Here is a 26,235-nt window from a genome sequence, read left to right on the forward strand (position 1 = left end):
CCTATGGCAACTGCCGCCGAAATCGCTGCTGATCTTGTAGATCTGCGCGCCGCGCGCATGTCATTGGCGAAGGGTGAACGCATCAAGGATGTGTGGCGAGATGGGCGTCGGCTGATCTTCTCAGAGATCAGTATGGACGAGATCAACAAGTTGATCAAAATCTACGAAAGCGACCTGGAGGCCGCCACCGCCGCAGAGGCCGGTTGGCAGCGCCGCAGGGCCATTCCATTGAATTGGGCGAACTGACATGGGTATCATGGACGGGCTTCGTTCGATGTTCGGCGTGTCCTCAAAGCAGGCTTACGCCGGCTCGCGCCGTGATGCATCCCGGTATGATCTGACTGAATTCAGCGGTTGGAACCCGAGCCTGGGTTTCGCTGGATCCGACTTGTTCGGGGAATGGGACATCATCACCGGGCGCGCGCGCGACCTCGACCAGAATAATGGCTGGGTCAACGCGGGTATCGACCGTCGTGTCGAATCCGTCATCGGTGGCCAGATACGCCTGAGCGCGCAGCCTCAGCATGAACTGCTCAACCGCGACTATGAATGGCGGATGGGTTGGACCGCTGACGTGCAGGCCCGCTTCAAGTCGTGGGCGAACGATATTGAGCATCGTAATGATGCCCGTCAGCGTCTCAATTTCGGTGCGCAGGCAAAACTCGCCTACCTGACCTACGTGCGGGATGGCGAAGCCTGCGCGGAAATCCGCGATGACGCGCGTGGTATCCAGAACACCACCAACGTGTTGCTGATCGAGCCCGAGCGAGTCTGTCAGCCCAACAACCAGGCGGAAAGCTCGACGCTCCGCCGCGGCATACGCTACGATCGGAATGGCGCGGCGATCGGGTATTACGTCCGCAGCGGCAACCAGAACGATCCTGTGCCCGATAATCAGATCCTGCGGTGGGACTACATACCAGCACGCGGGAAGACCGGGCGCGCCAAGTTCGTACACATCTATTCTCCTCGGCGGGTTGAACAGAACCGCGGCATCTCGCGCCTTGCTGAGGTGATGCTGCCGGCCAAGATGCTTGACCGGGTCGACCGGGCAGAGGTCAACGCGGCGCTGAAATCAGCAATCTTTTCGCTGTTCATCAAGTCGCCGGGAACCACAGAAGATCTCGAAGCAGCCCTTGCTCCATCGGGTAGCGGATCCACGCTGGATCCGTGGATTCAGGCTTACATCGACCAGCGGAAGCAAAACCCTGTTCGGGTCGAAGGCGCGCAGGTTAACCACCTACTGCCTGACGAAGATGTCGTCACGCCGGAACGATCGAGCCCGAACACCAACTATGCGGAATTCGCGCAATTCATCCTGCGCAAGATTGCCGGCTCGTTGGGCGTCGCTACGCCGCAGCTGTCCGGAGACTGGTCAGCGATCAACTATTCGAGCGCGCGCGCACTACTGAACGAAATCTGGAGGTCATTTCTGGAGGACCGTCATTATTTCACCCAGCATTTCCTGACACCGATCTACGCAGCGTGGCTGGAAATGGAGGTTGCGCTGGGCACGGTGAAGGTGCCCGGCGGGCCGGTGAATTTCTACCGAAACAAAACCGCAATCTGCATGGCTGAATGGATTGGTCCCGGGCGTGGTTCGGTGGATCCGCTTAAGGAAAGTTCGGCCAACAATGCTGACGCGGCGGCTGGTCGAGCGTCCACAGTTGAGCACATCCTCGAGCGGGGACGTGATCCCTCTGACGTTATGGCTGAAGAAGCCTGGTGGCTGGAGGAGCGTAAAAAACGGGGGCTGCCCACGCCAAACTATGATGTGAAGACTGCCCCCGATGCATCTGGTGACAATGCTCCAAACGAAGCGCGCAAACAGAAGGTAGGTGCGTGATGGCGCAGATACGCAAAGAGTGTGTCTCGATCGACTTCCTGCGGGAGATCATTGCCTACGACCCCGAAACTGGTGTATTGACATGGCTTCCGCGCAAGCCTGAATATTTCATCGATGGCAAACACAGTTCTGCTCATCGCGCAGGCGTTTGGAACGCTCGCTACGCAGGTAAGCCGGCGCTCGCCTCAAGGGAGCGGCAGGGTTACGGCCACGGGGATATTTTAGCCAAGAGATACAAGGCTCATCGGGTTGCTTGGGCAATCCACTACGGCTTTTGGCCCGAGACAGGAATAGACCAAATAAACGGTAACAGGGCTGACAATCGGATCCTCAATCTCCGCTTGGCTACGATGGCGGAGAATATGAAAAACCAGCGATTTTCAAAAGCGAACACGAGTGGAGTAATGGGGGTCAGCTGGGCTTCTCACCGGGGGAAATGGTCCGCGCAGATAAAAGTCAATAGGCGCAAGATTCACCTCGGCCTTTTCACGAATATTGCTGATGCCGCGCGTGCACGAAAAGCCGCCGAAAAGCGGTACGGGTTTCACCCAAACCACGGGAAGCTGGCTGTATGAGAACGACCAGACCACAAGGCTTCCCCCGTATCGCGGCGCAACTCTACGGACGACCGCTTGCCATCACCGAGCATCACGCGGAGATTCTGGCGCACGTCTTTGATGAAAAAATGGGCATTGTCAGTTCGACCGCCGTCAACGGCGTTGCGCTAGAAGCCCGCGCTATCGCTCAGCGCGTCGCGGAAATCGAGCGCAGCGCCATGGCACGTGACGCCACGTTCGACCCGGAAAACCGCAAGCCCTATCGGATGACCGGCAATATCGCGGTGATAGAGATCGACGGAGTTCTCGTTCACAAAGGTGGCTGGATAGACGCAGCCTGCGGGTTCGTGGGCTACAATTATCTGCTCTCCATGTTCGAAGCAGCGATGCATGACCCCGACGTACTGGGCATTTGGGTAGTGATCGACTCGCCGGGGGGCGCCGTCGCCGGACTGTTTCAGTTCGTTGAGGAAATGGCACAGATGACGGCGGAAGCTGGCGGCAAGCCGGTTTATGCCTGGGTCGATGAGCAGGCTTGCAGTGCCGCCTATGTCATCCTGAGTATCTGCGACAAAGCATACGCTCCCACATCAGCGATGGTTGGCTCGATTGGATGCGTCGCAACCTTGCGGACGATCAATCGTGCACTCGATCAAGCCGGCGTCGACGTGGAGATATTCCGGTCACGTCCCCGCAAGGCGCGCGGCGGCCCCTTCGAGGCAATGGACGATGAGACGCGCGCGCGCATCCAGCGCAGCGTAGACGAGGCCGACGATATCATGGCGGCCATTGTTGCAGCTGGCCGCGATCTGACCCTCGACGCGATCGATCAGATGGGCGGCGATTGGTTCGAAGGAGATGAGGCTGAGAGCTTGGGCCTCGTCGATGCCATTGTGTCCGAACGCGATGCCTGGGCTCTGCTCGAGGACGAAGTCGATCGCATCAAGCGCGAAAAGAGGAAACCACAATGAGCCGGATTGCAGCAATTCGTGCGGCAGCGAAGGGTGCCAAGGCGCCCGTCGACGACGACGAAGACAACGAAGAAACCATTGAGAATGACGGCGCTCCTGCTCCGTCCAAATCGAAACGAAAGGACTCAGATATGGCGGAAGCCGAAAACCATGCCGCGGCTATCGAGGCCGCGAAGAAGGAAGGTCAAGCGCTTGGCTTCAAGGCCGCAAACGAGCGCATGAATGCCGTGTTCGCCAGCGAGCACTACACCGGGCGCGAAGGCGCGGCGGCGAAGCTGTTGGGCAAAGAGGCGATGTCGGCAGATGATATTGTCGAAGTGCTCGCCGAGATGCCAAAGGTCGAGCCGGCTGCGCTGACCGAGGATCAGCAGCGCGCCGCTGCTGAAGAAGCTGGACGCAAGGAAATGCTCCAGCAGCTCAACCAGCAGGGCAACAGCGGTGTCGATGCCGATGCGGGCGGCAAGTCGGCTGAACCGAACCACGGATGGGACGCGATCCACGCCGACATCCGCGCCCGTCGCGGCTGATCGGCCGCCCACTCATCCTTTGAAAGGTACTGCACATGACCACTCTCACCGAAGGCATTTACGCCACTGAGTCCTTTATCAGCGAAGCGCCGGGCGATCGCTCGCGTGAAGCTATCGTTGTCAAATCCGGCCAGAACCTCAAGGCCTGCGCCGTTCTCGCTACCATCGTTTCCGGCACCGTCGCTTCGGCAGCCAAATCGGGGGGAAATACCGGCAACGGCACCTTCACGCTCGACGGCACCACGCCGCTCCTGCTTGGCGCAAAGCTGGGCGTTTATACCCTGCGCTGCACTGCGGCGGCAGCCAATAACGGCACATTCCGTCTCGAGGATCCGGATGGCCTCGTGCTCGGCGATATCGTGATGGCGGCTGGCGCGGCTACCGTTGCCGAGCAGATCAAAGGCGCTCTGGCCGACGGCTCCTCCGACTTCGTTGTGGGAGACGGCTTCGACATCACCGTAACTGTCGCGACCGAAAAGGAGGTCGAATACAACCCTGCGGGCACTGATGGCTCGCAGATTGCGACCGGCATCCTCTACGGCGCGATCAACGCCACCTCCGCCGACACGCGCGGCGTCGCCTACAAGCGCGATTGCGAGCACAACGCCGACATCGTGGTGTGGAAGTCCGGGATCACCGCGACCCAGAAGGCGAAAGGCACAGCCGACCTCAAGCGGCGCGGCATCATCCTGCGCTGATAACCCATCACGACACGACGCAAGGGCGTCGGGGCACTGCTCCGGCGCCCTTTCTCGTGCCCATTTGAAAGGACAATCCCACCATGTTGACCATGGACGTATTCAAGCAGGACGCCTTCTCGGCAATTTCGCTGACCGAAGCTGTCCGCAAATCCCAGACCATCCCCGGTCTCATCGGCTCTCTCGGCATTTTTACCCCAAAGCCTGTGCGGACCCGCACGGTTGCGGTTGAGGTGAAGGGCAACACGCTCAATATCATCCAGACCAGCGAGCCGGGAGCGCCTCGCACCCGTCGCGCGAACAACAAGGCTGACATTCGCGATCTGCGCGTGCGTCGCATCGAGGAGTCCTCGACGATCACCGCAGAGCAGTTGCAGGGCATCCGCGCCTTCGGTTCGGAGACGGAACTGAAAACCCTCCAGACCGAGGTTGCCGAGCGTCAGCAGGATTGCATTGACGACATGTCCGCCACGGTCGAACGCCTGCGCCTGTCTTGCATTAACGGCGTTCTTCTCGATGCCGACGACACCACGATCTACGACTATTACGCGACCTTCGGCATTTCCCAGCCCGCCGAGATCGATTTCAATTGGGCGGCGCGGACCAAGTGCAAACAGTTCGTTGCCAACAACGTCAAGCGCCCGATTCTTCGTGCGCTGGGCGGACGGGCGGCGCCTGGGATGCGCATCCTCGCCCTCTGCGGCGACGACTTCTACGACGAAATGCAGGAAAATGGCGAGTATCGCGACACCTTCAAGAACACCGAGAAGGCCAGCAAGTTGCTGGAGGACAGCGTGTTCGATGCGGTCGACGCATGGGGCGTTACCTGGCTGAACTACCGCGGCACCGATGACAACTCCAAGGTTGCGATCGGCGTCGACAAGGTGAAGTTCCTCCCCATCGGCGTGCGCGGCCTGTTTCAGGAAGCGTTCGCCCCGGCCCCGACCTTCTCGCTCGTCAATACGATGGGCCAGGAATGGTATAGCCGCATCATCGTCGACAAGGATCGCGAGGAATGGGCCGAGATCGAGATCGAGAGCCATCGTCTCCCGATCTGCACCCGCCCCGACGCGCTGCTCCAGGGCAACAAGTAATCCTCCCAACCTGAAAGGCCGCTCCTCACCGGGCGGCCTTCTCTTTTCACAAGGATACCGTGATGCCCCTAGTGAAATGCAAAGCCATTCGCGTGTTCACCGAATTCGTGTCGAATTTTGGCATGGTGCACGGCAACCCCGAAGGCTCCGACGAAAAAGCTCGGTTCCCGATGGTCCCAGAGGAAGCGGTCGCAAAACTAGCTGCCGAGGGTAAGGTCGAGCCAGTCGATCCTGACAGTCTTCCCCAGCTCGATCATGACGGCGACGGCCATCCTGGGGGTTCCATCTCGGCCACCGGCGACGATATTGCCACCCTGCGCAAGCTCTACAAGGATACCATCGGCAAAGCCCCGTTCAATGGCTGGAGCGCCGAAGAACTGCGCAAGCGCATCGCGGACGCAGCGCCCGCCGATGAAGACGCCCCGATCTGATGCCTGTCGATCTGGAGGCGCTGACCTCCAATCTCTTTTCCACCTGCGACGCCATGCTGGGCGACACGATCACTATCACGCCGCCCAGCGCGTCACCTGTCACCCTCAAGGTCCATGCCTCGCACCGCGACCGCCGCGCCGACTTCGGCATGTCCGCCGCCACCGTGCAGGACGCGATGCTTGACATCGACATGGCACAGGTGCCCGGCAAACCCGGCTCTGGTTGGACCGTCACCCTACCCCTCGTCCCCGGCAAGACATTCGAGCCGCGCGATGTCCAGCGCGACGAGAGCGGGCGGCGTTGGGAATTTGGCTTGAAGGAACTGAAAGGTGGCTGACGCAGCCATCACCAAAGTTCTCGCCGCGATCAAGGCGCTGGTCGAGACGCCGTCCCTGACGTTCCACATCAATCGCACCGACGACAACCCGCTGGATGAGAGCGAGCTCCCCGGCGTCATCGTGCGGGTGCCGCACATGGCGTTCGAGGATTACGGCTCGCAAGGCGGCGACATGGTGCGCGCGACGCTGCACTTCGACTTTTGCAGCTCCGGTTCGGCCGGTGAGACGATCGACCAGGAGAACCAGCGCAACGTGGCGGACACGATGAAGCGCATGGCCAGCGACCGCACGCTTGGCGGGATGGTCCATCGCTGGGAGGCCGCCGCCGTTTCCGGCTCGGAACAGGATGGCGCCGATGTCGGCACCGCGATCCTCGAAACCGAAATCGTATTCTTCACGCTGCGAGATGATCCGTTCGTGATCGTCGGACTGACCGGCGCGCACTTCTGACCTCAACATAAAGGAATCTGCATATGCCTGCTCTGGAGACTGCTCCGGCGCTGCCCGTGGGCTGCGTCGACTTCAACAAGCTGCACGACAACTGCGCCAAGGGCGTGGCCGACCCGCTCAAGGGCGTCGTCATCGTGCCCGAAAACGAAAAGCTGGTCGACGAGCCCGTCCCGGCCACCAAGCCCGAATAAGGAGCCTTTATCATGGCATTTCGCTCGCAATTCACGTCTGTGGCGGTTGCGGTTCAGTCGTCCGTCGACACATGGGGATCCCCTTCGTCCACGACCGACGTATTCCCTTGCGCCAACGTCAAGCTGTCCAAGGAGTCTATCCTTGCCGAGAACCCGGAATATCTAGGCACGGTCGACAAGCCCGGCGACTTCGTGCTCGGCCAGAAGGTCGGCTTGACACTCTCGATCCCGCTGCGCGCTCCGGGTGGTGCCTCGCCGCCGTCTGCCGGCGCGTTCATTCCGGGCCGCTTCCTGCGCGCCGCCGGATGGACTGAGAACATCATTTCCTCGGCTATACCGGCCTCGCCGGAAGCGCTCGGTTCAGGGTCCACCACCACCGCGGCCAAGCTCGGCTCATCGGCCACAGGCACGGCCAACCTCTACAAGGGGCTGGCGCTCACCCTCTCCGACAACGGCACTGGCTATAACCGCCAGATGACAGCGATCCGCGATTACAGCGCCGCAAAACTCGCGACGATCGCGGAAACTCTGGGTGGCGCTCCTGCGGCGAACTACCAGATCCCCAAGCAGCTCGCCTATCAGAGTGGCGCATCGGGCACGCCGCCGGTGCTTTCCTTGAGCGTCTGGTACGACGCGGTGCGGTACGACCTCATCAACATGACGGTATCGGGTTTGAAGTTCAACTTCCCGGTCTCGACCCGGAACTCGACCGAATATCCGATGATGGAACTGACGCTCGACGGCGACCTCTACGCCTTCGCAGATCAGGCAGCACCCCTGGTTGGTGCTCTTGGCGGCATTCCGACGTTCAAGGACGGCGACTTCTGGATTGCCGGCAAGGCGCTGGGCGGCAGCAGCTTCTCCGCCGACATGGGCATTCAGGTCGGCTATGCGCCCAACCCCAACAAGGCGTCTGGCAACGACGCGGCGCAGATCACGATGACCAAGCGCACCGCGCAGATCACGCTCAACCACAACCTGAAGGCGACGATCGACTTCGAGGCGCTGGCACTGGCTCAGGCACAACACGCGCTTTGGGCACAGTATGGCTATGTCGCTGGCAACATGGTGAGCTTCATCATCCCCAATGGTCGCTTCGCCTACGCCAATGTCGACAATGGCAGTGAGTTCATCAGTCAGACGATCGACATGCTGATCGACGATTCCGACAAGGCTCTGAATCTCATCTTTCCGTACTGAACCTTCCCTCACCCCGGAGATTTCCCGTGACAAAATACCCGGTCGAAGGCGGGGAGTTGGTCGAATATACGCCCGACTCCCTCGTCAACCTGATTGAGCCTCCCAAATTCTTCCTGCGTCCCGTCACCGAGCGGGAGCGCCGCCGACTGCGCAAGCTCGCCATCCAGGAGGGATTGCGCAGCCACGATGTCGCCAAACTGCGCGAGGAGACCTTGAACGGTCTTCGCGAGCTTTGGTCGGAGCAGGTGTTTGCTGAGCAGGAGGGCCGTCTGCGCGCCTTCTGGGATGCCTATGACCAGCACGAGCAGGAGCAGGAGGGCAAGGAGGATCCCGAGCCATTCGAGCACCCCGACAAAGCCGCGATGATGGAGCTCAGCGAGCGCATCACGCGCGCATGGGCGCCGCTGTTGCGCATGGTGGCCGACAATAACGAGTGGGACGAGACGTGGCCCAAGCTCATCGCGTCGATCACCGTTGCCGGCTGGCGCGATCTCGACGCCCGCTATGAGCGCAGCGAGGGCATTGTGGGCCTCGACTGCCTCGACGAGATGGAAAAGGCGCTGGATGCCGTCGAAGCCCAGGCAATGACCGATCAGGTCGACGGAGTTATCGGCCACGGCACGGCATTCCGCCAGCTTATCGTGCGCTGCATCCGCCTGTTCAGCGTGAGCAAGGCCGAGGAAAAAAACTCCGAATCGCCGTCGAAGTCCTCCACCACCCCGAACACTTCGAAGGCGAGTGGGAAGGAACAGAAGGCTGGGTCATCGGCGGCGAAAAATTCCAGCGAAACCCTCGCGAACTGATCGACGAGGAAGACATGGATATCGTGCACATGTTCCACCGATGCGACATGGGGATGGCGGGCCGCATCTGGCCCGATGGCGGCTCGCTGCTTGATCAGCCCGTGAAACTGGTGCGCGCGTTTTCCGTGATTGCTGACGCCGTGGCTAAGGTGCGCAAGACATGATGCGCGCCGCGCTGCGCCGGCCCAGCCCCGGCGTCTTTCAGGACTATCGCCGCTTTGCCATCCAGCGGTCGGAGCGCGCGGCGCTTATTGCCACCGATCGCGCGTCATCTGCCGGCAAAGTGGGAGACCGACAGGATATGGCTGGTGCTGGGCTTGGGCGTCTCGGCTTCGCGCTCGGCTCCGGCTCCGACCTCCAGAAGAATGGGCAAGTCCATCGCTTCGGCGCAAGCGGCTTCCGGGCTTCAGGCTGGATCTTCGTGCGCTCCCGTTCCGAGCGTACCCTTGGCACCATCCAGATTTATACCGAGGGCGGCGAGATTCTTCCCCGCAAGGGCTGGCTCTGGATGCCGACCGACAATGTGCCCAAGCGCGTCGGCCGCTACAAGATGACGCCCAAGCGCTACATGGCATCTCCACTCGCCTCCTCGATCGGCCCGCTTGTGCAGATTGAGGGGCGGCACAGTGGCGAGGCGTTGCTGGTGGTGCGCAATGTCACCACGCGACTGTCTGGCCGGTCCAATCCGCGCCGCCTGCCGCGCAGTGGTCGGGCGCGCGCCGGACGCGAGGTGCAGGACATGATCGTCATGTTCGTCGGCATCCGCCGCACGAGCCGCACCCAGCGCGTCGACCCCGCCGCGCGCCACCGTCAACAGCAGGCGCTGCTGCCCCGTTACTGGCACGAAGCAATAGGGACCATCTGAGCCATGAGCGCACCCAGCCAGTTCCCCGCCTTCCTCAGCATTGAATATGACGGTCGCGGCGACGGCTTTCCTGCGTTCGAACGCGCTGCCAATGCGAGCATTGGTCAGGTTGAAGGGAGACTGCGTCAGTTCACCCGGAGCTTTGAGGAGGTTGGCCGGGTCGCCTCCAAGGCGATTGCTGGCGGCGTCTCGAATGCTGGCGGGCTGGATCTGGGCGTGGGTCAGTTCAAGATGGCTGCGGCGGAAGCGCGGCTCTATGAGGAAACGCTGCGCGAGATGCACACCGCAGCGAGTCGCCTTGCCGTGGAGGTCGGTGATACCAGCAGGGCAACCACCAGCTATGTGCAGGCGCTCTCCGCGCAGACGATCGAGGCCCAACGTGCGCGCGAGGAGGCGGAGGCTCAGGTTGTCACCTATGCGCGGTTGCAGCAGGCGATGGATGGTGCCTCGTCGGCCGAAAGCAGAATGTCGGCAGCGTTCCGCGACGTGCAGAAGATGCGCGAGGCGGCGCAATTCGCCAAGGAATATGAGCAGGCGCTGTTCAACATCCGCCAGCAGGTGGACCCGGCTTATTTCGCTCAGAAGCGGTTCAATCAGGAACTGGCCTTCGCCGATCAGGCATTGAGGGCGGGTGACATCACGGCGGACCAATACGCCAAGCGCCTCGCATTCCTGCGCGGCGAAATGGCTCTCAACGCCGCCTCCACCCGCCAGATGCGGTTCGCCTCGGTCCAGCTTGGTCAGCAGTTGCAGGACGTTGTCATCCAGGCGCAGATGGGCACCAATGCTTTCGTCATCCTTGCCCAGCAGGGTTCTCAGATGGCGTTCGCGCTGACGGAGGCTGAGGGCAAGGTCGGCGCGGTCGCGCGCGCGCTAGCCGGATGGCAGGGTGCAATTGTCTTCGCCGGCGTCGCTCTGGTCGGGCAGCTGATTCCTGCACTGATGAACAGTTCGCAGAAGGCGTTGCAGCTCGAGGACGCGCTGAGCAAGGTCAAGTTCGCCAGTGATGCCGTCCAGAGCGCGCAGGGCATCCTCGGCAACGTGATGGACATCACCACGGGCAAGATCAGTACCCAGCGGCAGGAGCTGCTGGATCTCGCCAAGGCGCAGCTGCTGGTTGCCCAGTTGCAGGCGCGGGCGCGCGCCGATGCTGCTCGCGGCCAGGTTGGCGACCTGGCCAAACCCACCATGGAATATGGCGGCGGTATGGGCGGCGGCTTGTACGTGGGGAGGCGGCCTGCCGGATTGCGGGGCCAGTTCGCAAACGAGTTCCTTGCCGGCAAATCCTCCGCGGAGGAAACCATCAACAGGTTGAAGTTGCTGGCTGACAACGGACGGATGACGAAAGAGGCGTTCGCTGAGGCCGCCGCAGCTGTTGCCAACTTCAACCTTGAAACGGCGAACATAAAGTCGCTGGAAGCGGCTGAGAGGCTATTGAGCGGCAAGGGCACCGCAGCCGACCGGAAGCTACTGCTCAAGCCCGACAAGCCGAAGGACACCTCCAAGGAACTGGCGACCCTCGCTGAGCGTGGGGAGGATGTGGCCAAGAAGATCGCCAACATCACCGATCGCTTCTCCGATATGCCGCCGCAGGTGCGCAGCGTGAATGCGGCGCTGCGCGAGCTCGACGATCTTGCCGACGACTTCTCGAAGAAGAAGCCGCCCAATTATGGTGAGATCGTCACGATGATCGCCGAGGCGCGCAAGGCTATCCAGGAGAATGGGCTGGATCAGCCGGTCAATGATCTGCTGGAGGCGCAGCAGCAGCAGTTGGTGATCAACGATTTGCAGGCGCGCGGTCGCGAAGCCGAGGCGGCGGCCTTGCAGCAAATTCTCCAAAAGGAAAAAGATCGCGGCCCGCTAACTCAAGCGCAGAAGGACGCTATCCTCGAAAGCAATGTCGCGCTACGCGCCCAGACGCGCGAGCTCGAGCGGCAGCAGTTCTACCAGCGCAACCTGCTGAACTTCGTGCAGGCGCAGCGCGAGGCGGTGAATGACCTAGTCTACAACCTGCTGAGCGGCAAAGGGCTTTCCTCGGTCGGCGGCTTCGTCAAAGGCGTGTTCAACAATTACCTGCGCGCGCTGTCGGACGAGATCACCAACAGCCTGACCGCGAACTTCTTTCAGAAGCAGACCGACCGGATCAAGGGCGAGACCCATCTGAGCGACGCGGGCAAGCGGATGGCGAGCTCGATCGATGAACTCAAGAAGGCGCTCGACTCGCTCACCAAGTCGGTCAGCACGGCGGCGGGCGAGATAAGCGACGCTCCTACTACGCCGACGGCAGCAAACGACAACGGTTCCAACACCATAACTGCGACCGCGCGCCGCACAGTCAGCCAGACCTTGAAAGATGGCCTCAAGGACATCGGCAAGGCGATCTTCGGAGAGAAGGGGGCCGCAAAGTTCGGGCAGGTGGCGGGCGCTGCCATGCAGGGCGCCGCCGTCGGCACGATGACATCGGGCGTCCTCAAGTCGCTCGGCGTAAAGCAGAGCACGCTGGGAGCGCAGCTTGGTGGCGCGCTGGGTAGCGCGGTCGCAGGCCCGCTAGGGGCAGTGGTGGGCAGTGTGCTCGGCGGCACGGTCGGCGGTATGCTCAAGAAGACGAAATGGGGCGCCGTCACGGTCAACTCCGGCGGCGTGTCCCAGGGCTCGGGCAACAGCGGCAGCGCGATCGGCGCGGCAGTGCAGGCGGGTGGCGCGTTCGATAGCCAGCTGCGCAAGATTGCCGATGCCCTGGGTGGCAAGATCGGCGACTTCGGCAACATCACCATTGGCCAGCGACATGGAGACTGGCGCGTCAACACGGGCGGCACCAGCCTCAAGGTCAAGAAGGGCGCAACCGACTTCAACGGCGATGGCGAGGCGGCGATTGCGTATGCGGTGCAGATTGCGCTTGAGCGGGGTGCTGTAACGGGCTTGCGCAACGGCACGAACAATCTGCTCAAGGCGGCGGGCGACATGCAGGAGAAGCTGAGCAAGGCGCTTAGTTTCGAGGGTGTGTTCCGTGATCTGGCCAAGTTCAAGGATCCTGTCGGCTCGGCGATCAACGACCTCAACCTTGAGTACAACAAGCTCAAGGACATTTTCACGCAGGCCGGGGCTACTACTGCGGAATGGGGGCAGTTGGAGGAACTGTACCAGATCAAGCGCAAGTCGGCGACCGAGGAGGCTTTGAGGTCACTCACGGGCAGCCTGGACGATCTCTACAAGAACCTGACCATCGGCGACAACGGATACTCAGTCCGCACCCGCCTTAGCAACGCACGGGCGAACTATGACCCGCTGGCTGCGCGCGTGGCCGCGGGAGACAGCACGGCCTATAACGACTTCGCCGCCGCCGCGCAGACGCTGATCGAATTGCAGCGGGAGTATAGCGGCTCTGCGCCGGAATATTTCGCGGTGCTGGATCAGGTCACGGCGCTGACGAAGGGCGAGCTCGATCGACAGAAGGCGCTGTATTCGAGTGCGGCCGGGTCCGCCTCTCCGTTCGATACGCAGCCCATCGTCGACGCTACGCAGCAGCAGACCAATGCAATTGTCACTGCGCTTGGGGCGCAAAATCAAGCGGCCAACGACAACGCCGCCCGCATATTGGCCGCCTTGCAAGCGCTCGGCGCGCGCGGTTCTCTGGGTCGGCTTAACTTCTGATGCACGTCCTTATTGAGCTCACCCCCCTAGATCCTGTCGCGGGGACGCGAACGACGTTGCGCCTGTCATCGGCGCAGGACAGGACAATAGCCGACCTCAATGGCGTGCGCTGGTGGCCGGGCATCATCCGCAAGCCCTCGCTTTCGATGAGTCTGTTTGATGGGGATTTCTCTTCGAGCATTGATGTGGGACAGGCAAGTCTCGAACTGTCGCTGACGGCGCTGGAAAAGCTCAACAGCAACGCGCGCCGGTTCGTGTGGGCCGGGGCTTCCATCACGATCTACGCCGGGACCAGCGGACAGGCGTGGCCGTGGACAACGGTGTTTGCTGGCAAGGTCAAGACCTTCCGCGCGGCGGCAAGTCGCCTCTCGGTCGTTGCGACGGTCGATGATGAGCCATTCTCGGTGCAGGTGCCGTCGGCGACCTATGCGGGCACTGGCGGGCTGGAGGGCGGCGCAGACATCAAGGGCAAGCCCAAGCCGTGGGCGTTTGGCGCTCCGAAGAATGTCGAGCCCGTGCTTATCGACAGCCTCAACTCGGTGTTTCAGGTCAGCGCCTATGGGAGCGGGATCAAGGCGGTCACAGCCCTTTATGAGCGTGGAGCGCCGTTCAGCGCATCCTTCGGCAATTATGCCGACTATGCCGCGCTTGTAGCCGCCAACATCCCCGCCGGGCGTTGGGCGACGTGCCTCGCCTCTGGTCTCATCCGATTGGGCGCGCCGCCTTACGGGCTGATAACGGCCGATATCGAGGGAGACTATAACGGCTCGGTGTGGACACGCCTGCCCGGCGCCATCCTCCAGCGCATCGCAACGGCCCTGTCTATATCCTCTGGTGTGATTGACAGCACATCGCTGGGCGCGATCGACACCTACGCGGCTACGCTCCCCGCTGGCGGCAACATCAGCCTCTACCTGACCGAGCAGCTGACCTTTCTGGATCTGGCACAAAAGCTTGCGCTCACATTCAACGCGCAAGCCGGGATATCGTGGACCGGAAAGCTGTTCATGACGCGCGCCGCGATTGGCAGCCCGGTGGCAACGCTGGATTCGCAGCAGAAGCGCCTGCCGCGCGTGACCGATTGCATAGAGGCGGATGTGTCTCCGCCTTATACGAAGATCCAGATGGGCGCGCAGAAGTGTTGGAGGGTGCATACCTTCGACGAGATCGCGTTCGGGGCCGAGTTGATCGACAAGGGTCTCTATTCGGCCTCGGTTGTTTATCGGGACGGCAATATCGTTTCGCTCGATGATGGCTCGCGTTGGCTGTTCGTGGGCGCAACGCCGGTTGCGGGGTCGGCCCCGACAGACGTGAACACCAATTGGGCGCGGATGACGAATGCGGTGCAGTCCGCAGCTATTGCCGCCGCCCAGGCAGCAGCAGACGCCGCGCAGGCCGATGCCGACGCAGCGCTGACGACGCTCACCAACATCGCGTCCGATAGCCTGCTGACGCCGGATGAGAAGCCGCGCGTCATTCAGGATCGCGACGCCATCGTGGCGGAGCAGGCGGGCATCGATGCACAGGCCAGCGCCTTTTCCATCACGACCGAGAAGACGACCTACGACACCGCCGTTTCGGCGCTCACCACCTATCTGGCGACGCTGACCAGCCCGGTGCTGTGGTCTAACCTGACCGGCAACACCACGATCGTGGGTGCGACATTCCGCCAGAAGTTCCTCGATGTGTATGCGGCGCGGCAGGCGCTCTTGAACAAGATCGCGGCGGAGGCGGCGAAGCGGGCGGACTGGTCGCAACTCAACGGCGTGCCCTATGACGAGATTTTCAATTCCGACGATGATGTAACGCTGGGCTTTAACCCTGTCTTCGCGGCGTGGAGCGGCCTCTATCCGGATAACTGGTCGAACTGGACCGGTGGTGCGCCGACCAAAGAAACGAGCATTGTTCGCGTCGGCAGCAACGCGGTGCGCATGACGGCCTCGGGATCGGATCGCGGCATCCAGTGCGACGCGATCAGCTTCACCTCGACGCCGTTTCCGGTGGGAACGTTTCTCTCCGGAGCAGTCGACTTCTATCTCGCGGCGCGAACCTCCGGATTGCCCGGCATATTGGTGCGGCTGTACACAAACTCCGCGCGAACTACTTTTGTCGATACGACCGTGCAGCCCGGCACAACGACAGTAGCGTGGCAGCGTGTGCCTTGGACCGCTCGGGTCGGTTCGACGCAGCAGATCTACGGCATCCGCATCTACGCGATGGCGAGCTGGACCGCATTCCCGAGCGGTTCTTTCACCGGCGACGTGATCTTCGGCGATATCCGCTTCGGCCTGTTCGACTCCTCGACCGACAACAAGGCTGTGGCAATCGCGGCAGATGGAACCCTCTCTGGTGCTGGCGGCGGGCAGGTAACGATCACCGGGCTGGGATATTCTGGGGATCTCAATGCCACCAATGGCGCGCCCGTAGGAACATTGGTAGCTGGGGTATCCGCAAGCACGGTGGCCACAGCCACCACGAACTTCAACGCCAGCAACGACCGCAACAGCGCGGCGGTAGCAGCGCCCACGGTGGCCACCGATGGCACGGCGGTGGATCACACGCTGCAATCCAACGGTTCGGCCGATATCAGCTTTGAATGGAGCTGGGGTGGAGCCGAGGGCGATATCGACGGCTTCCTGGTCTATCTCTACCAGAGCAGCAGCAGCGCGGCCTATAGCTTCGGCACCACGCCTGCGGCAGAGACGGTCTTCACCCTGCCTGCCAGCAAACGCGCCTTCATCCTGTTCGGCACCGCGCCGGACCAATATTACAGCTTTGCGGTGCAGGCCTATCGCTCGGTCGACAAGGATATCAACGCCGCCGGCGCGATCAAATCGACGCTGGTGAAGGCGACGGGCAGCGGGGAGAACCCCTATCGCCCATCGGCGAGCGTTGCCTTTGGCGGGAATGTGACGGGCACGGTAAACGGCATCGCGGCGGCGAACGTCAACGTCTGGTCGCAGATTTCGGGCACCGGCAAGCCCGCCGACAATGCCACGGTCGGCGCGCCGGCTGGCACCAACGTGGGCGGCACAGCGGCAACCACGGTGGAAAGCGGCGCGAACGCGGCGAACGCAGGCGTCAATTCGGATGGCACGATCAAGAACGACAAGGTGATTACCAATTCGATGGTCGATGAAAGCGCGACGATGCAGCGATCGGCCTTCTCTGCGAGCAACAACGCAGTGGTTACGGTTACGCTGACCAAGCCAGCGTCCATCGCCATGATCGGAAGTGTTTCATGCCCAAGGACGGGCTTCAATCAGTTTCTTGCCATCAATGGCGTCAATGTGAGGACCGAGAGCGTGATCGGAGGGTCTATTCCCGCTATGCTGTACCGCACCGACCTGGGGGCAGGAACCTATGATTTTCAATGTTATTCCACAGACAATGTCCAGGGGTTCAACGCCACCATCATATTACTTGCGAGCTACAAATGAGGAAAGATTTCACCCTTCATGACGGGCAGGGAAAAATCCTGGCCCACGTGACATGTGATGATACCGAGATTGAAGCCAACATGGTTGCGAACAATGCGCAGGGCTTTATCGAGGGAAGCATAAGCTGGTTGAGTCACTATGTCTTCGGCGGCGTAGCGATAGCCTTTCCGCCACAACCATCCCCGCATCATATCTGGGATTATCCCTCCAGCGCATGGGTAGACCCGCGCACGCTGGATGACCTGAAAGCGTCGAAATGCAGCCTTATCGACCAGCGTCGGGACGCAGTATTCGCGGCGGGCTTCGCGCCTACGATCGGCGCGCTGGGCACGGCGAACGAGATTTTGCAGGTTCGCGATGCAGAAGATCGCACCAACTGGCTCACCAGCCAGGCCGCCTATGCCGCTGCTGTTTCGGCGGGGCAGGGGGCGGTTTTGGGCGCAGAGTTCCGTACCCTCACGAACAACACATACACGATCAGCTATTCAGAAGGCTTTGCAGTACTGATGGAAATGGCGGCTTGGGGGCAGGCTATAATGCGGAACAGTTGGGACTTGAAGGATTCGGTTGCAACTGCGGCGGACCAGGCGGCGATTGATGTGATCGACATCGAGGTGGGCTGGCCATGATCCCCGCCCTGCTCCGCCGTATCGGCGATGTCGTCCAAGGCCTGCTGATCGTGATCGACATTGCGGTGTGCTACATCTGGCTCGCGCCGCTCTACCTTGTCGGCCTCGCCGACAGGCCGACCGGGCGGCAGATGATCAGCAGCTATGTCGGCCGCGCGGCTCTGAACGGCCACCGCTGGGCGCGCATAGCCGCCAGGGTGATCGACGCGGTGATGGGCAAGAGCCACTGTATCCTGATGGCGAACCGCTACGCCGGTTTTGCCGACTGATTTTTTTTGACACGAGGAGACCGCGGCGGTGGCAGACACGGGGGGATTGAGCACGGGCGAAGTCGGCGGGATTGTGGCGGGCGCGCTGGCAATCGGCGCGGCGCTCGGCAGGGCGGTGCAATGGCTATGGGGGGCGGTGCGCGACACCGGCAGCTCCCGCTCCGCCAAGCTCGACAAATGGCACGAGGAGCTGACCGAGCGGGAACGCGCGCTCAAGGCCGATATCGCGCAGCAAATGGATATGATGCGGGATCAGATGGCTGAGTTTGCCCATCAGGTCGATAAATATCGCCGGGCTTTCGGCATCGTGGCGGGTGAGCTGTTCCGCCGCGACAGCAAGAACGCCGCGCTGCGCGAGGCGCGCGACATTCTGGCCGAGGCCTTCCCGCTGCACCTCGATGTGCCGGAGGACATGGCGGCCACCTGCGCCGTGATCGACATGAAGACCAGCGACGGCTGAGTCCGCGCACAGACACACAATCTCAGGGCGTCCTCCGGGGCGCCTTTTTTATTGCAACGAAAGGAATGCGACATGCCCAAGTTTATGCTCCCGCGCGCCGTGGCGTTCGGCTCCGAAAGCGGCGATGCAACCTATGTCGACGGCGCGCATCCGCTGCCGGTGCAGGATCCGAACTCCGCCGCGATGGCGTCTTCGCTCTCCAATATGGAAGGGCTGATGGGCGTCCCGCTGGATAGCATGCCGCACGAGAAACTCGACGACCTGCTCGACCTCGAAATTGTCCCGTTCAATTTCAGCACGGCGACCTCCCACACGATCAAGCTTGGCGGTGGCGGGCAGACCATCCGCGTGCATGGCCTCATCTTCACCAATGCGGCGGATACGAACATCACGTTCGAGGACGTGATCCTCACCGGCGCAACCACGGGCGACCTGACCATGCTGTTGCGCGGCGCCGGAGGCGGATTGCCGCGACAGGGCCGCCCCTGGTTCACCCTGCCCGCCGACGCAAACCTCGTCATCACCAACAGCGCGGCGGTGCAGGTCACTGGCTGGGCCTACATCAAGAAGGCCTGATCCATGCTGTTTTTCCCCTCTCGCAAGGGCGGCGCCTCTCAGCCCGGCAACCCCAATCACAGCTATGAACTGGATGATCTCGTCGCGGATGCCATCGCCGTCACCAGCGGCGGTGGTTCGCACGCGCTGGGAAACTATGTCTCCCTTGGCGACATAGATCAGGCTTGCTCCGGCCTTATCCTGGAGGTCGGCGGAGTCGGCACGGCGACCATGCGGTGCCAGTGGAGCTTGCGCAAGAATGGCTCGACTGTCTTCATGCCAGACCTGCACATCAACCCCGGCACCAATAGCTGGAACCGTATCAACCTTCCACTTGCGCTTGCTACAAACGACACCGTCGAGGTCGCCCTGCGCTGTCAGGCTGCTAGTCAGGCCATGCGCGCCGCCATGGTGCCAATCCGCGCCAACTCCCTAGCCGCGCCGGGTTTCGCCGCTGCGACCGGCCTCAGCGTCAGCACCGGCGGCACCTATCCTCACGCGCAGCCGGTAGGCAATGGCGACGGAACATCAGGCCACGCTTGGACCGAACTGATAGCCAGTACCGCCGCAGATTACGGCGCAATTATGACCTCCGCCTGCAACGACTCTGTGCCTGCCACCGCGCAGCGTTCGGTCCTATGTCTCGCAACCGGGGCAGCGGGCAGTGAGGTGGAGTTTTATCGTACAATCCTGAACGTCATTACGTCTTCGCCCTATCTGGCTTCCGCTGTTCCGCCGGTCATCCGCAAAAGTATCCCGGCAGGTTCGCGGCTCAGCGCAAGGATTATCGCGCCGACGCCAAACGCCGACACCTTTCGCGTGGGCCTGTGGGGCTTTGCATGATCGACGAAGCCTGGATCAACGAACTCAAGACCGAAGTGGACTCCTTCATGACGTTTCTTGTCGCGCACCTCCTGCGCCTCGCGCGCAGCGGCACGCCAGCACCTCCTCCTGCTCCAACGCTGCAACCGCTGAGCCTGACCAGCTTCACGGTGCCGGAAAACACCGGGCCGGGCGTTGCCGTTGGCCTGGTGGCCGGGCGCACGCCGGGGTCTACCCTCATTCTGCTCGACGATGGCGGCGGCCGTTTTGCCCTGAACAGTTTCGGCACCGGCATCGTCACCGGCCTGGTGCCCACCAACTATGAGGCGGCGCAGGGTTATGACCTCATAGTTGAGCAGATCCACCCCACAGCGACCAACTCCGGGCGGCAGTCCACCCTGCATGTCGATGTCGTGAACCTCCTCGATACCGCGCTCTCGGATGCGGTGCTGGACAGCAATAGCGTGCTCGACACGGCGGCGCAGGGCAGCCTGATAGGGACGCTGGGCGGCCTGACCGCGGGCGTCACCACAAGCCTGCTCAACAATGCCGGAGGCCGCATCGCGCTCAGCGGGGATACGCTGGTCGTCGGCCCGACCGACATTGACGGGCAGGCCACGCCGACGCTCACGGTAACGGTGCGGCAGACCCATCCCGATGCGCCTGCGCCCAAGGATACCGACCTCATCATCAACGTGCAGCATGTGAACCTTTCGTTCGCGGTCACCGGCACGCTCGACCCGGCGCAGTTCAACGCCGCCTATTCCGACAGCCTCACCGTCTCAGGCGGTGCGCCGCCCTATTCGGTCTCCGGCCTTCCGCCTTACGCCCCCGCCGCCAATGTTTCCGGCGGCACCATCTCATTTACAGGGACACCCCGCTGATGGCACGCTATTCCTATCACTTCCGCGCCAGCGCAGGCGCATGGGCCGAGGCCAATCCGCACACCTACGTGCTCAACACCGATGCCTATCCCACCACCCGCAACGGCCTGACCTTCGGGCGCGCGGCGACGATCAGCAGCGCGAACGACAGTTCCGCATCGGGCAGCGCGCGCATTTCTGGCAGCATCGCGGCGACGAGCGCCGGACAGACGGTGCGGATTGACCTCAACGACGGGCCGGGCACCTACCGGCTCTATCTCGGCATCGGGCGCATCACCGGATCATCGACACCTGGCTGCCGCGTGCTGCGCGCCAGCGATGACAGCGAGTTGCACATCGTTCCCCAGACAAGCGTGGCGGCGAACCAGGTCATGGACGCCACCGGCGCGGTGATGAGCGTCGCCGCATGGCTGCAATCCAATGTCAGCGCCACCGGCACTGCGCAGGCGGGCGCCATCGCCACGATCACGCTTGCGGCGGGAGCAAGTGCCGTCAATGGCTTCTATGTCGGCAAGACGGTGCTGCTCACCTCCGGCACCGGCTCGGGCCAGTACAAGGAAATCACCGCCTACGACGGCGCGAGCAGGCAGGCGACCGTGCGCAGCGCATGGACGACCGCGCCGGATGCCACCAGCGGCTACAGCATCTGCGATGGCGGTGGCGGCTATTTCGAGTTCACCACCACCGAAACCGCGCTCAAGTTTCAGCGCCCATCAAGCCGCATGGACCTCGCCTGCATCGAGCTGGAATATGTCGTCACGCCGCTCGTCAATGCTGTCATCTCCGAGGAGAACGGGACCGGGACGCTCTCAACCCTCTACGCCAAGGAGCCGCAGGGCAAGAAGATCGGCAGGATATATTCGACGATCGGCGCACAGAATTTCTCTGTTGTTGGCCCGGCGGCCACATGGCTCACCACAGCCCAGATCGACGGCGAGGCCTGGATGGTCGCGACCGGGACGCCGATGCCGGACAACCTGCCCGCGCTGCTCTCGAGCATCACGATCCGGCAGACGACAACGGCAGAGACGCGCGACACAGTGATCCCGCTGCCGACGTTCGTCACCGCGCCCACCAAGCCGACGACGGGCCGCCTCGCGTTGCTCACGACGAGGACGTGGCTGCGCCGCGAGCGCATTCGCGCTGTGACTCAGGTCAACAATTGGGCGGGCTATCAGGGGCAGGCGATAGCTCCCGCGCGGGACTTTGCTGCTGCGACCCCTGCCGAATTCAAGGCAGCCTATCAGGCCATTACACCGGACGGGGTAAGCTGGTATCGGATCCGATTGCAGGGCAGCACGATGTGGACCGGTATCCAGGATGTCTCTGGGTATAAGGATTTTGGCGCGGGCGGTCTTCTGGTAGAGCCCGACGCAGGGCATGATCCGATTATCGCGGCGCAGTGGGACAATCTTGTCGGCCGTGGCATCCACTGGCGCAATTCGATCCTCGTGCCGCTAGGCAACTATTGCTTCAACGGCACGCTGGCATCGACAGCTTCGAGCTATGCGCGCATCCTCATCGAGGGCAATCGCATCGGTCACATGTTTGTGCCTGGGGAATTGGCATCCAACTTTGATAACTGGAATACTTTCCTGCTGTATCGGTTCTATGAGGAGATCACGATACGGAATAACACGGTCTGGGGTCTTAACTTCCTTGCACTTGCGAGTGGTGGCCGCATAACCGCCATCAGAGACAATGACTTCGTCATGTGGCCAGTAGCCGACCTGCTGCGTACCTCCCGCGGTGTACCGCTTCAGGTGCCGCGCGGAGTGTTCGCGGACGACGAGAGCTGGGTCGATATGAGCGGCAATCGGCTCATCAATAACCCCGACACATTCACCGGAAAGTACGGAACCAACCCTCCTCCGGGCGCGCAGAGCATCAACCACGGCGACAAGCTTCAGGTGGGCCGCGCCGGCGATGGCTATCTGTATCCCTACTCAGCTTATCCAAATGGCAACACCGGCTCGTCCTGGACCATCAGCCCGCAGACACGGTGCCTCAACAAGGTTGAGAAGAAGATCTACAAGGTGGTGGCGCGAGCGGCAAATGGCGGATACGCTGCGGGAGTTGCTGTCGGTGGCCAGGGTAATCCCGGCCCGTCTGGTGGTGCCGCAGCAGGGGACATCGTCGACGGGGGCGTGACCTGGCGGTACGAGACGGACTACTACCACGAGGGGCCCTTCAACATCCTGATGGAGAACGAGTTCGCGAACGACGACGGAATGTCCTACTCGGCCGATACAGCCCTCTCCAACATCATCGCCCCAAGCCATCAGCTCATGATCGCTAGCAACGTGGGAATGCTCTGCCCGATCGAGGCGGTCGTCATCAACTGCATCTATGCGAACGGCGCCGGAAGAGGCATAGATGCTGGGGGCGATGGCGTCGCGCACGTCGAGTTGACTTCACTCGTCGGTCCTGCGGAGCGCCCGATAGTCCAGGGCGTAGCGGTGACACTGTCAAACCAGTACATCGATGCAGGGACGGTGCGCGCTTTCAACAATGTGTTGAGTTACAGCCCAACGGTCTCAACTCCCGGCGGTCTTAATCTCAACGGCGGCGGGAGCGGGGGTTTTGCTCACCAGGGCAACCTCATCGTGGACTTCACCAGCGGTACAGCTAACGGTCGCCGCCCGACCGATTTGCTCACCGGGCCTTTCACCCAGCGGTCAGACGGCAGCTATGGCTTTGCACTGGTGGAGGATGGCACTAACCCGATCGACGTAGTGATCTCCGACCTCGCCAAGATCATGCATCCACTGAGCGGAAACGCAGGCGGCAGGGCGACCGAGTATCACCCCATAACGATACAGGACAGCGCGGGTGCGAGCGCCACCCGCACCCTGACGATCACGCCATAACAGGGGCGGCGCGGCGGCGGGTGCGCAATGCCATCCCCGTCGCGCCGAAGCCTAGGATTATAAGCGCCCAAGTGGCGGGCTCTGGGACGTAGGAGGTGGTCTCCAGCTTGAGTTTGGAGCCTGCTTTAGGGTCGATGTATTCGCCGGGTGCCAGAGTATCTATCTTGGGAAAAGTTCCGCCCCCAAAGATATAGCCTGCGCTCGTGTAAGACTCATAGCTGATGTTGGTGATGTGCGCTTCAATTGGACCGTTGGTATGGGTAAAAGCATAAACGAGGGCGGGTCTCTGTGGACCCTTTATCCTGTAACGATCGATCCTGCCGCTGGGAACGCCGGGTTGGGCATACTCGAACCAGAAACTGACAGGGGCGGCCGCAGTCGGCCCAGAAGTGTAGGTGTATCGGTAAATCGTAACCGCCCCGGCCTGCCCGGCCACCGTTGAACACACGAACGCGGCCATCGCCGCCAAGCCTTTGACGAATCGCATAACATTCTCCTCCATGCCCGCGCGCACCATGCGCTGCGGTGCAGCGGAGTGTCCATCCCCGAAATCTGTCCCGCTTCGGGACGGATACACCGAAATGGAGGTAATATGACGAGCTGGGCTGATATTCAGCGCCGGGTGGGCGTGCACGCCGATGGCGTGCCCGGCCCGGCGACGCTGGAGGCTATCGCCAAGGCGCTGGGCATGACCGCATCAGCGCCATCCACCGAGATCCCGGATGACTATTGGCCCATGCTCTCCAAGATCGAGAGTGGCGACCGGCCTTACGTCAAGGCCAACAGCTCGTCCGCCTCCGGCCTGTTCCAGTTCATCCGCACGACATGGATTGCCGAGGGCGGAAAATGGGGCAATGACCCGGCCAAGGCGTTCGGCGGTCTGTTGCCATCGCGCGAGGAGCAGATTGCCCGCGCCAAGACATTCACCGCCAAGAATGCCGCCGTGCTGCGGGACAAGGGCATCCCCATCAACAAGGCCTCGCTTTATGCCGCGCATTTCTTCGGCGCTGGCATGGCGGCGCAGGTGATCGGCGCGGATGTGAGCGCGCGGGCGGACCAGATCGCTGGTGAGGCGGCCACGCGCGCCAATCCCTCGATATTGCAGGGCAAGACCGTGGGGCAGTTTTTGACCTGGCTGCATGGCAAGACGGGCGAGTGGGCGCGATGACCGGCACCCGCCTGCGTCACACGGCGGTGTGGCTGCTCGCCCTGCTGTGCGCGGCGCTGATTGGCTTTTTGTGGATGGTGTTCTGGCCGGGCAACGAGGGGATCGGCAAGACCGAGGCCGGGTGGATGACGGCCACGTTTCTCGCCATCCGCGAGATGATCGGCAAGATAGAGACGATCGTTTCGGGTGGGCATGTGCGCATCGACAATCCGCCCGGCGATCCGGTGCCCGTCACCACTGAAAAGCAGCAAGGAGATTTGTGATGGCCGGTTTGAAAGCAGTTGTTGTTGACGACATTGACAGCGATGCGGGGCAGACGCCCGGCGCAATCGAGATGCGCCTCCATTATCGCTCCGAAGGGATAGCGGGTATTGGCTTTCGTTGCCCCTGCGGGTGTGGGCAGGAGGGCTATCTGCCGATCAGGGCCAAGGGTGAGGGGCGTACGCAGACCTCGGAGTGGGAATGGGATGGCAACGAGGAATCTCCAACCTTGACGCCATCGGTCTACAACAGCGGCCTACCCTGCAAATGGCACGGCTTTCTGACCGCTGGCGAGTGGCGGAGTTGCTGATGCCCGCCCTCCTCCTGCGCTACCTGCCCCATATCGGCATCGTCTGCGCCGTTCTGTTCGGCGTGTGGTGGATTTACGATTCGGGGCATGACGCGGCGGAGCGTGCCGCCGATGCCCGCACCGCCCGGCTCACGACGCGGGTGCTGGTCGCTGTGCGCGATGTCGAAGCCCGCGCCATCGCCCGCGAGAACCGGCGCTCTGCGCAAGACCGCGCCACCCTCGCCACCATCGCCGCCAACACCGCCGCCGGAGACGCGCGCATCATCAAGGAGATGACCCATGAGGTCCGTTATACCGATCCTGCTCTTGGCTACCCTCCCGGCGTGCGCGCCGAAATCAACCGCGCCCTCGCGGCTCTCGCCTGTGCCAGCACCGATCGAGGCGGAATTTCGTGCGCCGTGCTCAAGACCGACCCCACTCCAGACCCTTGATCTGATGGCGATGGCGCTGAAGCTCAAGGAGGCGATCAAGCTGCTCGACGATTGCTCGATCAAGCACGCCCACGCGGTGAATGCCCATGCCGATGCGCGCGCCGACGCGATCGAGTGGAATGAGAGGAAAGACTGATGCCCGCCACCGCTTCCCGCATCGGCTTCATCACGCAGGAGTTCCGAACCGTCACCGCCGGGCCGGACTCCACCGTCGACACGAAGTACGGCAAACTCGCGCGCAAGACGGATGCGCCGCTGGAGACGTATTTCGACGACGTGGCCGATGCGCAATCCGTGTGCAACGCCCGCAAGGCGCTGCTCAGCGCAGACCGCCGCAGGTTTCAGCAGAGCATATCCGGCGAATCTTTTGCCCTCGGGCTCACCTACAACCAGACCACTCCGGCCGTCACAGTGTCGGACACCGAGCGGATGGCCAACCTGTCGGCCGCGATCGTCGAGCTGGGGATTGATTTCGAGGCGGAGAAGTCATCCGTCATGACCTGGGGATAACAT

The 26,235-nt window shown here is 62.1% G+C and carries 31 protein-coding genes; 30 read left to right on the plus strand and 1 reads right to left on the minus strand.

Features of this window, described 5'->3' with window-relative positions; genetic code table 11:
- Positions 1-3: 3 nt before the first annotated feature.
- From OOT33_RS13600 to OOT33_RS13715, 24 genes are all read left to right on the plus strand, one after another.
- A complete protein-coding gene (locus tag OOT33_RS13600; RefSeq protein WP_307750560.1) occupies positions 4-246 on the plus strand; it encodes a hypothetical protein in 243 nt (80 codons plus the stop codon).
- A 1-nt stretch (position 247) separates the two neighbouring features.
- The gene (locus OOT33_RS13605) at positions 248-1,846 is read left to right on the plus strand and encodes a phage portal protein (protein WP_307750561.1); all 1,599 of its coding nucleotides are present in this window, start codon (positions 248-250) and stop codon (positions 1,844-1,846) included.
- Positions 1,846-2,421 (plus strand): HNH endonuclease, encoded by a 576-nt coding sequence (locus OOT33_RS13610; RefSeq protein ID WP_307750562.1) that lies wholly within the window; start codon positions 1,846-1,848, stop codon positions 2,419-2,421. Before OOT33_RS13605 ends, OOT33_RS13610 begins: the two co-directional genes overlap by 1 nt.
- Positions 2,418-3,374 carry a S49 family peptidase gene (locus OOT33_RS13615; RefSeq protein WP_307750563.1) on the plus strand — a complete coding sequence of 319 codons (957 nt, stop codon included), beginning with the start codon at positions 2,418-2,420 and terminating at the stop codon, positions 3,372-3,374. The genes OOT33_RS13610 and OOT33_RS13615 overlap by 4 nt, the downstream gene beginning before the upstream one ends.
- Positions 3,371-3,901, plus strand: coding sequence for a hypothetical protein (locus OOT33_RS13620; protein ID WP_307750564.1), 531 nt, complete (start codon positions 3,371-3,373; stop codon positions 3,899-3,901). The genes OOT33_RS13615 and OOT33_RS13620 overlap by 4 nt, the downstream gene beginning before the upstream one ends.
- Before the next feature lie 35 nt (positions 3,902-3,936).
- Positions 3,937-4,599 (plus strand): head decoration protein, encoded by a 663-nt coding sequence (locus tag OOT33_RS13625; protein ID WP_307750565.1) that lies wholly within the window; start codon positions 3,937-3,939, stop codon positions 4,597-4,599.
- Positions 4,600-4,682: 83 nt separating this feature from the next.
- The gene (locus tag OOT33_RS13630) at positions 4,683-5,693 is read left to right on the plus strand and encodes a major capsid protein (RefSeq protein ID WP_307750566.1); all 1,011 of its coding nucleotides are present in this window, start codon (positions 4,683-4,685) and stop codon (positions 5,691-5,693) included.
- Positions 5,694-5,755: 62 nt separating this feature from the next.
- Complete coding sequence (locus tag OOT33_RS13635; protein ID WP_307750567.1) at positions 5,756-6,124, plus strand: hypothetical protein; 369 nt, start codon at positions 5,756-5,758, stop codon at positions 6,122-6,124.
- Complete coding sequence (locus tag OOT33_RS13640; RefSeq protein WP_307750568.1) at positions 6,124-6,462, plus strand: hypothetical protein; 339 nt, start codon at positions 6,124-6,126, stop codon at positions 6,460-6,462. Before OOT33_RS13635 ends, OOT33_RS13640 begins: the two co-directional genes overlap by 1 nt.
- Positions 6,455-6,913, plus strand: coding sequence for a hypothetical protein (locus OOT33_RS13645; protein ID WP_307750569.1), 459 nt, complete (start codon positions 6,455-6,457; stop codon positions 6,911-6,913). Before OOT33_RS13640 ends, OOT33_RS13645 begins: the two co-directional genes overlap by 8 nt.
- Positions 6,914-6,936: 23 nt before the next feature.
- The gene (locus OOT33_RS13650) at positions 6,937-7,104 is read left to right on the plus strand and encodes a hypothetical protein (protein WP_307750570.1); all 168 of its coding nucleotides are present in this window, start codon (positions 6,937-6,939) and stop codon (positions 7,102-7,104) included.
- A 12-nt stretch (positions 7,105-7,116) separates the two neighbouring features.
- Positions 7,117-8,304, plus strand: a complete 1,188-nt coding sequence (locus OOT33_RS13655) for a hypothetical protein (protein WP_307750571.1) — start codon at positions 7,117-7,119, stop codon at positions 8,302-8,304.
- Between the two features lie 56 nt (positions 8,305-8,360).
- Complete coding sequence (locus OOT33_RS13660) at positions 8,361-9,107, plus strand: hypothetical protein (protein ID WP_307750572.1); 747 nt, start codon at positions 8,361-8,363, stop codon at positions 9,105-9,107.
- Positions 9,108-9,121: 14 nt separating this feature from the next.
- Positions 9,122-9,271 (plus strand): hypothetical protein, encoded by a 150-nt coding sequence (locus tag OOT33_RS13665; protein WP_307750573.1) that lies wholly within the window; start codon positions 9,122-9,124, stop codon positions 9,269-9,271.
- Positions 9,268-9,972, plus strand: a complete 705-nt coding sequence (locus OOT33_RS13670; protein WP_307750574.1) for a hypothetical protein — start codon at positions 9,268-9,270, stop codon at positions 9,970-9,972. The genes OOT33_RS13665 and OOT33_RS13670 overlap by 4 nt, the downstream gene beginning before the upstream one ends.
- A 3-nt stretch (positions 9,973-9,975) precedes the next feature.
- Positions 9,976-13,623: a phage tail length tape measure family protein gene (locus OOT33_RS13675; protein WP_307750575.1), complete on the plus strand. Its 3,648-nt coding sequence runs from the start codon at positions 9,976-9,978 to the stop codon at positions 13,621-13,623.
- Positions 13,623-17,063 (plus strand): hypothetical protein, encoded by a 3,441-nt coding sequence (locus OOT33_RS13680; protein ID WP_307750576.1) that lies wholly within the window; start codon positions 13,623-13,625, stop codon positions 17,061-17,063. Before OOT33_RS13675 ends, OOT33_RS13680 begins: the two co-directional genes overlap by 1 nt.
- An 80-nt stretch (positions 17,064-17,143) precedes the next feature.
- On the plus strand, positions 17,144-17,692 hold the full coding sequence (locus tag OOT33_RS13685) for a hypothetical protein (RefSeq protein WP_307750577.1): 549 nt from the start codon (positions 17,144-17,146) through the stop codon (positions 17,690-17,692).
- Positions 17,689-17,961, plus strand: a complete 273-nt coding sequence (locus OOT33_RS13690) for a hypothetical protein (protein WP_307750578.1) — start codon at positions 17,689-17,691, stop codon at positions 17,959-17,961. Before OOT33_RS13685 ends, OOT33_RS13690 begins: the two co-directional genes overlap by 4 nt.
- Before the next feature lie 28 nt (positions 17,962-17,989).
- Positions 17,990-18,421, plus strand: coding sequence for a hypothetical protein (locus OOT33_RS13695; protein WP_307750579.1), 432 nt, complete (start codon positions 17,990-17,992; stop codon positions 18,419-18,421).
- A gap of 72 nt (positions 18,422-18,493) precedes the next feature.
- Positions 18,494-18,997, plus strand: a complete 504-nt coding sequence (locus OOT33_RS13700; protein ID WP_307750580.1) for a hypothetical protein — start codon at positions 18,494-18,496, stop codon at positions 18,995-18,997.
- 3 nt (positions 18,998-19,000) lie between these two features.
- Positions 19,001-19,819, plus strand: coding sequence for a hypothetical protein (locus OOT33_RS13705; protein ID WP_307750581.1), 819 nt, complete (start codon positions 19,001-19,003; stop codon positions 19,817-19,819).
- Entirely contained in the window at positions 19,816-20,682 is an 867-nt protein-coding gene (locus tag OOT33_RS13710) for a cadherin repeat domain-containing protein (protein WP_307750582.1), read from the plus strand. Before OOT33_RS13705 ends, OOT33_RS13710 begins: the two co-directional genes overlap by 4 nt.
- A complete protein-coding gene (locus OOT33_RS13715; protein ID WP_307750583.1) occupies positions 20,682-23,552 on the plus strand; it encodes a hypothetical protein in 2,871 nt (956 codons plus the stop codon). Before OOT33_RS13710 ends, OOT33_RS13715 begins: the two co-directional genes overlap by 1 nt.
- On the opposite strand, the gene OOT33_RS13720 is transcribed toward OOT33_RS13715, so the two are convergent.
- Complete coding sequence (locus OOT33_RS13720; RefSeq protein ID WP_307750584.1) at positions 23,542-24,054, minus strand: PEPxxWA-CTERM sorting domain-containing protein; 513 nt, start codon at positions 24,052-24,054, stop codon at positions 23,542-23,544. The two genes, OOT33_RS13715 and OOT33_RS13720, sit on opposite strands and share 11 nt — an antisense overlap.
- Before the next feature lie 90 nt (positions 24,055-24,144).
- Between OOT33_RS13720 and OOT33_RS13725 the strand changes: the two genes are divergently transcribed.
- From OOT33_RS13725 to OOT33_RS13750, 6 genes are read left to right on the plus strand one after another with little or no spacing between them, the layout of a single operon-like run.
- Positions 24,145-24,720: a hypothetical protein gene (locus OOT33_RS13725; protein WP_307750585.1), complete on the plus strand. Its 576-nt coding sequence runs from the start codon at positions 24,145-24,147 to the stop codon at positions 24,718-24,720.
- A complete protein-coding gene (locus OOT33_RS13730) occupies positions 24,717-24,983 on the plus strand; it encodes a hypothetical protein (RefSeq protein WP_307750586.1) in 267 nt (88 codons plus the stop codon). Before OOT33_RS13725 ends, OOT33_RS13730 begins: the two co-directional genes overlap by 4 nt.
- Positions 24,983-25,291 carry a DUF6527 family protein gene (locus OOT33_RS13735; protein ID WP_307750587.1) on the plus strand — a complete coding sequence of 103 codons (309 nt, stop codon included), beginning with the start codon at positions 24,983-24,985 and terminating at the stop codon, positions 25,289-25,291. Before OOT33_RS13730 ends, OOT33_RS13735 begins: the two co-directional genes overlap by 1 nt.
- Positions 25,291-25,722 (plus strand): hypothetical protein, encoded by a 432-nt coding sequence (locus OOT33_RS13740; RefSeq protein ID WP_307750588.1) that lies wholly within the window; start codon positions 25,291-25,293, stop codon positions 25,720-25,722. Before OOT33_RS13735 ends, OOT33_RS13740 begins: the two co-directional genes overlap by 1 nt.
- A 4-nt stretch (positions 25,723-25,726) precedes the next feature.
- Positions 25,727-25,858, plus strand: a complete 132-nt coding sequence (locus tag OOT33_RS13745) for a hypothetical protein (protein ID WP_307750589.1) — start codon at positions 25,727-25,729, stop codon at positions 25,856-25,858.
- The gene (locus OOT33_RS13750; protein WP_307750590.1) at positions 25,858-26,232 is read left to right on the plus strand and encodes a hypothetical protein; all 375 of its coding nucleotides are present in this window, start codon (positions 25,858-25,860) and stop codon (positions 26,230-26,232) included. The genes OOT33_RS13745 and OOT33_RS13750 overlap by 1 nt, the downstream gene beginning before the upstream one ends.
- The last annotated feature ends 3 nt before the right edge of the window (positions 26,233-26,235 follow it).

The organism is Sphingobium sp. DEHP117 (genome assembly GCF_030867385.1).
Lineage (GTDB): Bacteria > Pseudomonadota > Alphaproteobacteria > Sphingomonadales > Sphingomonadaceae > Sphingobium.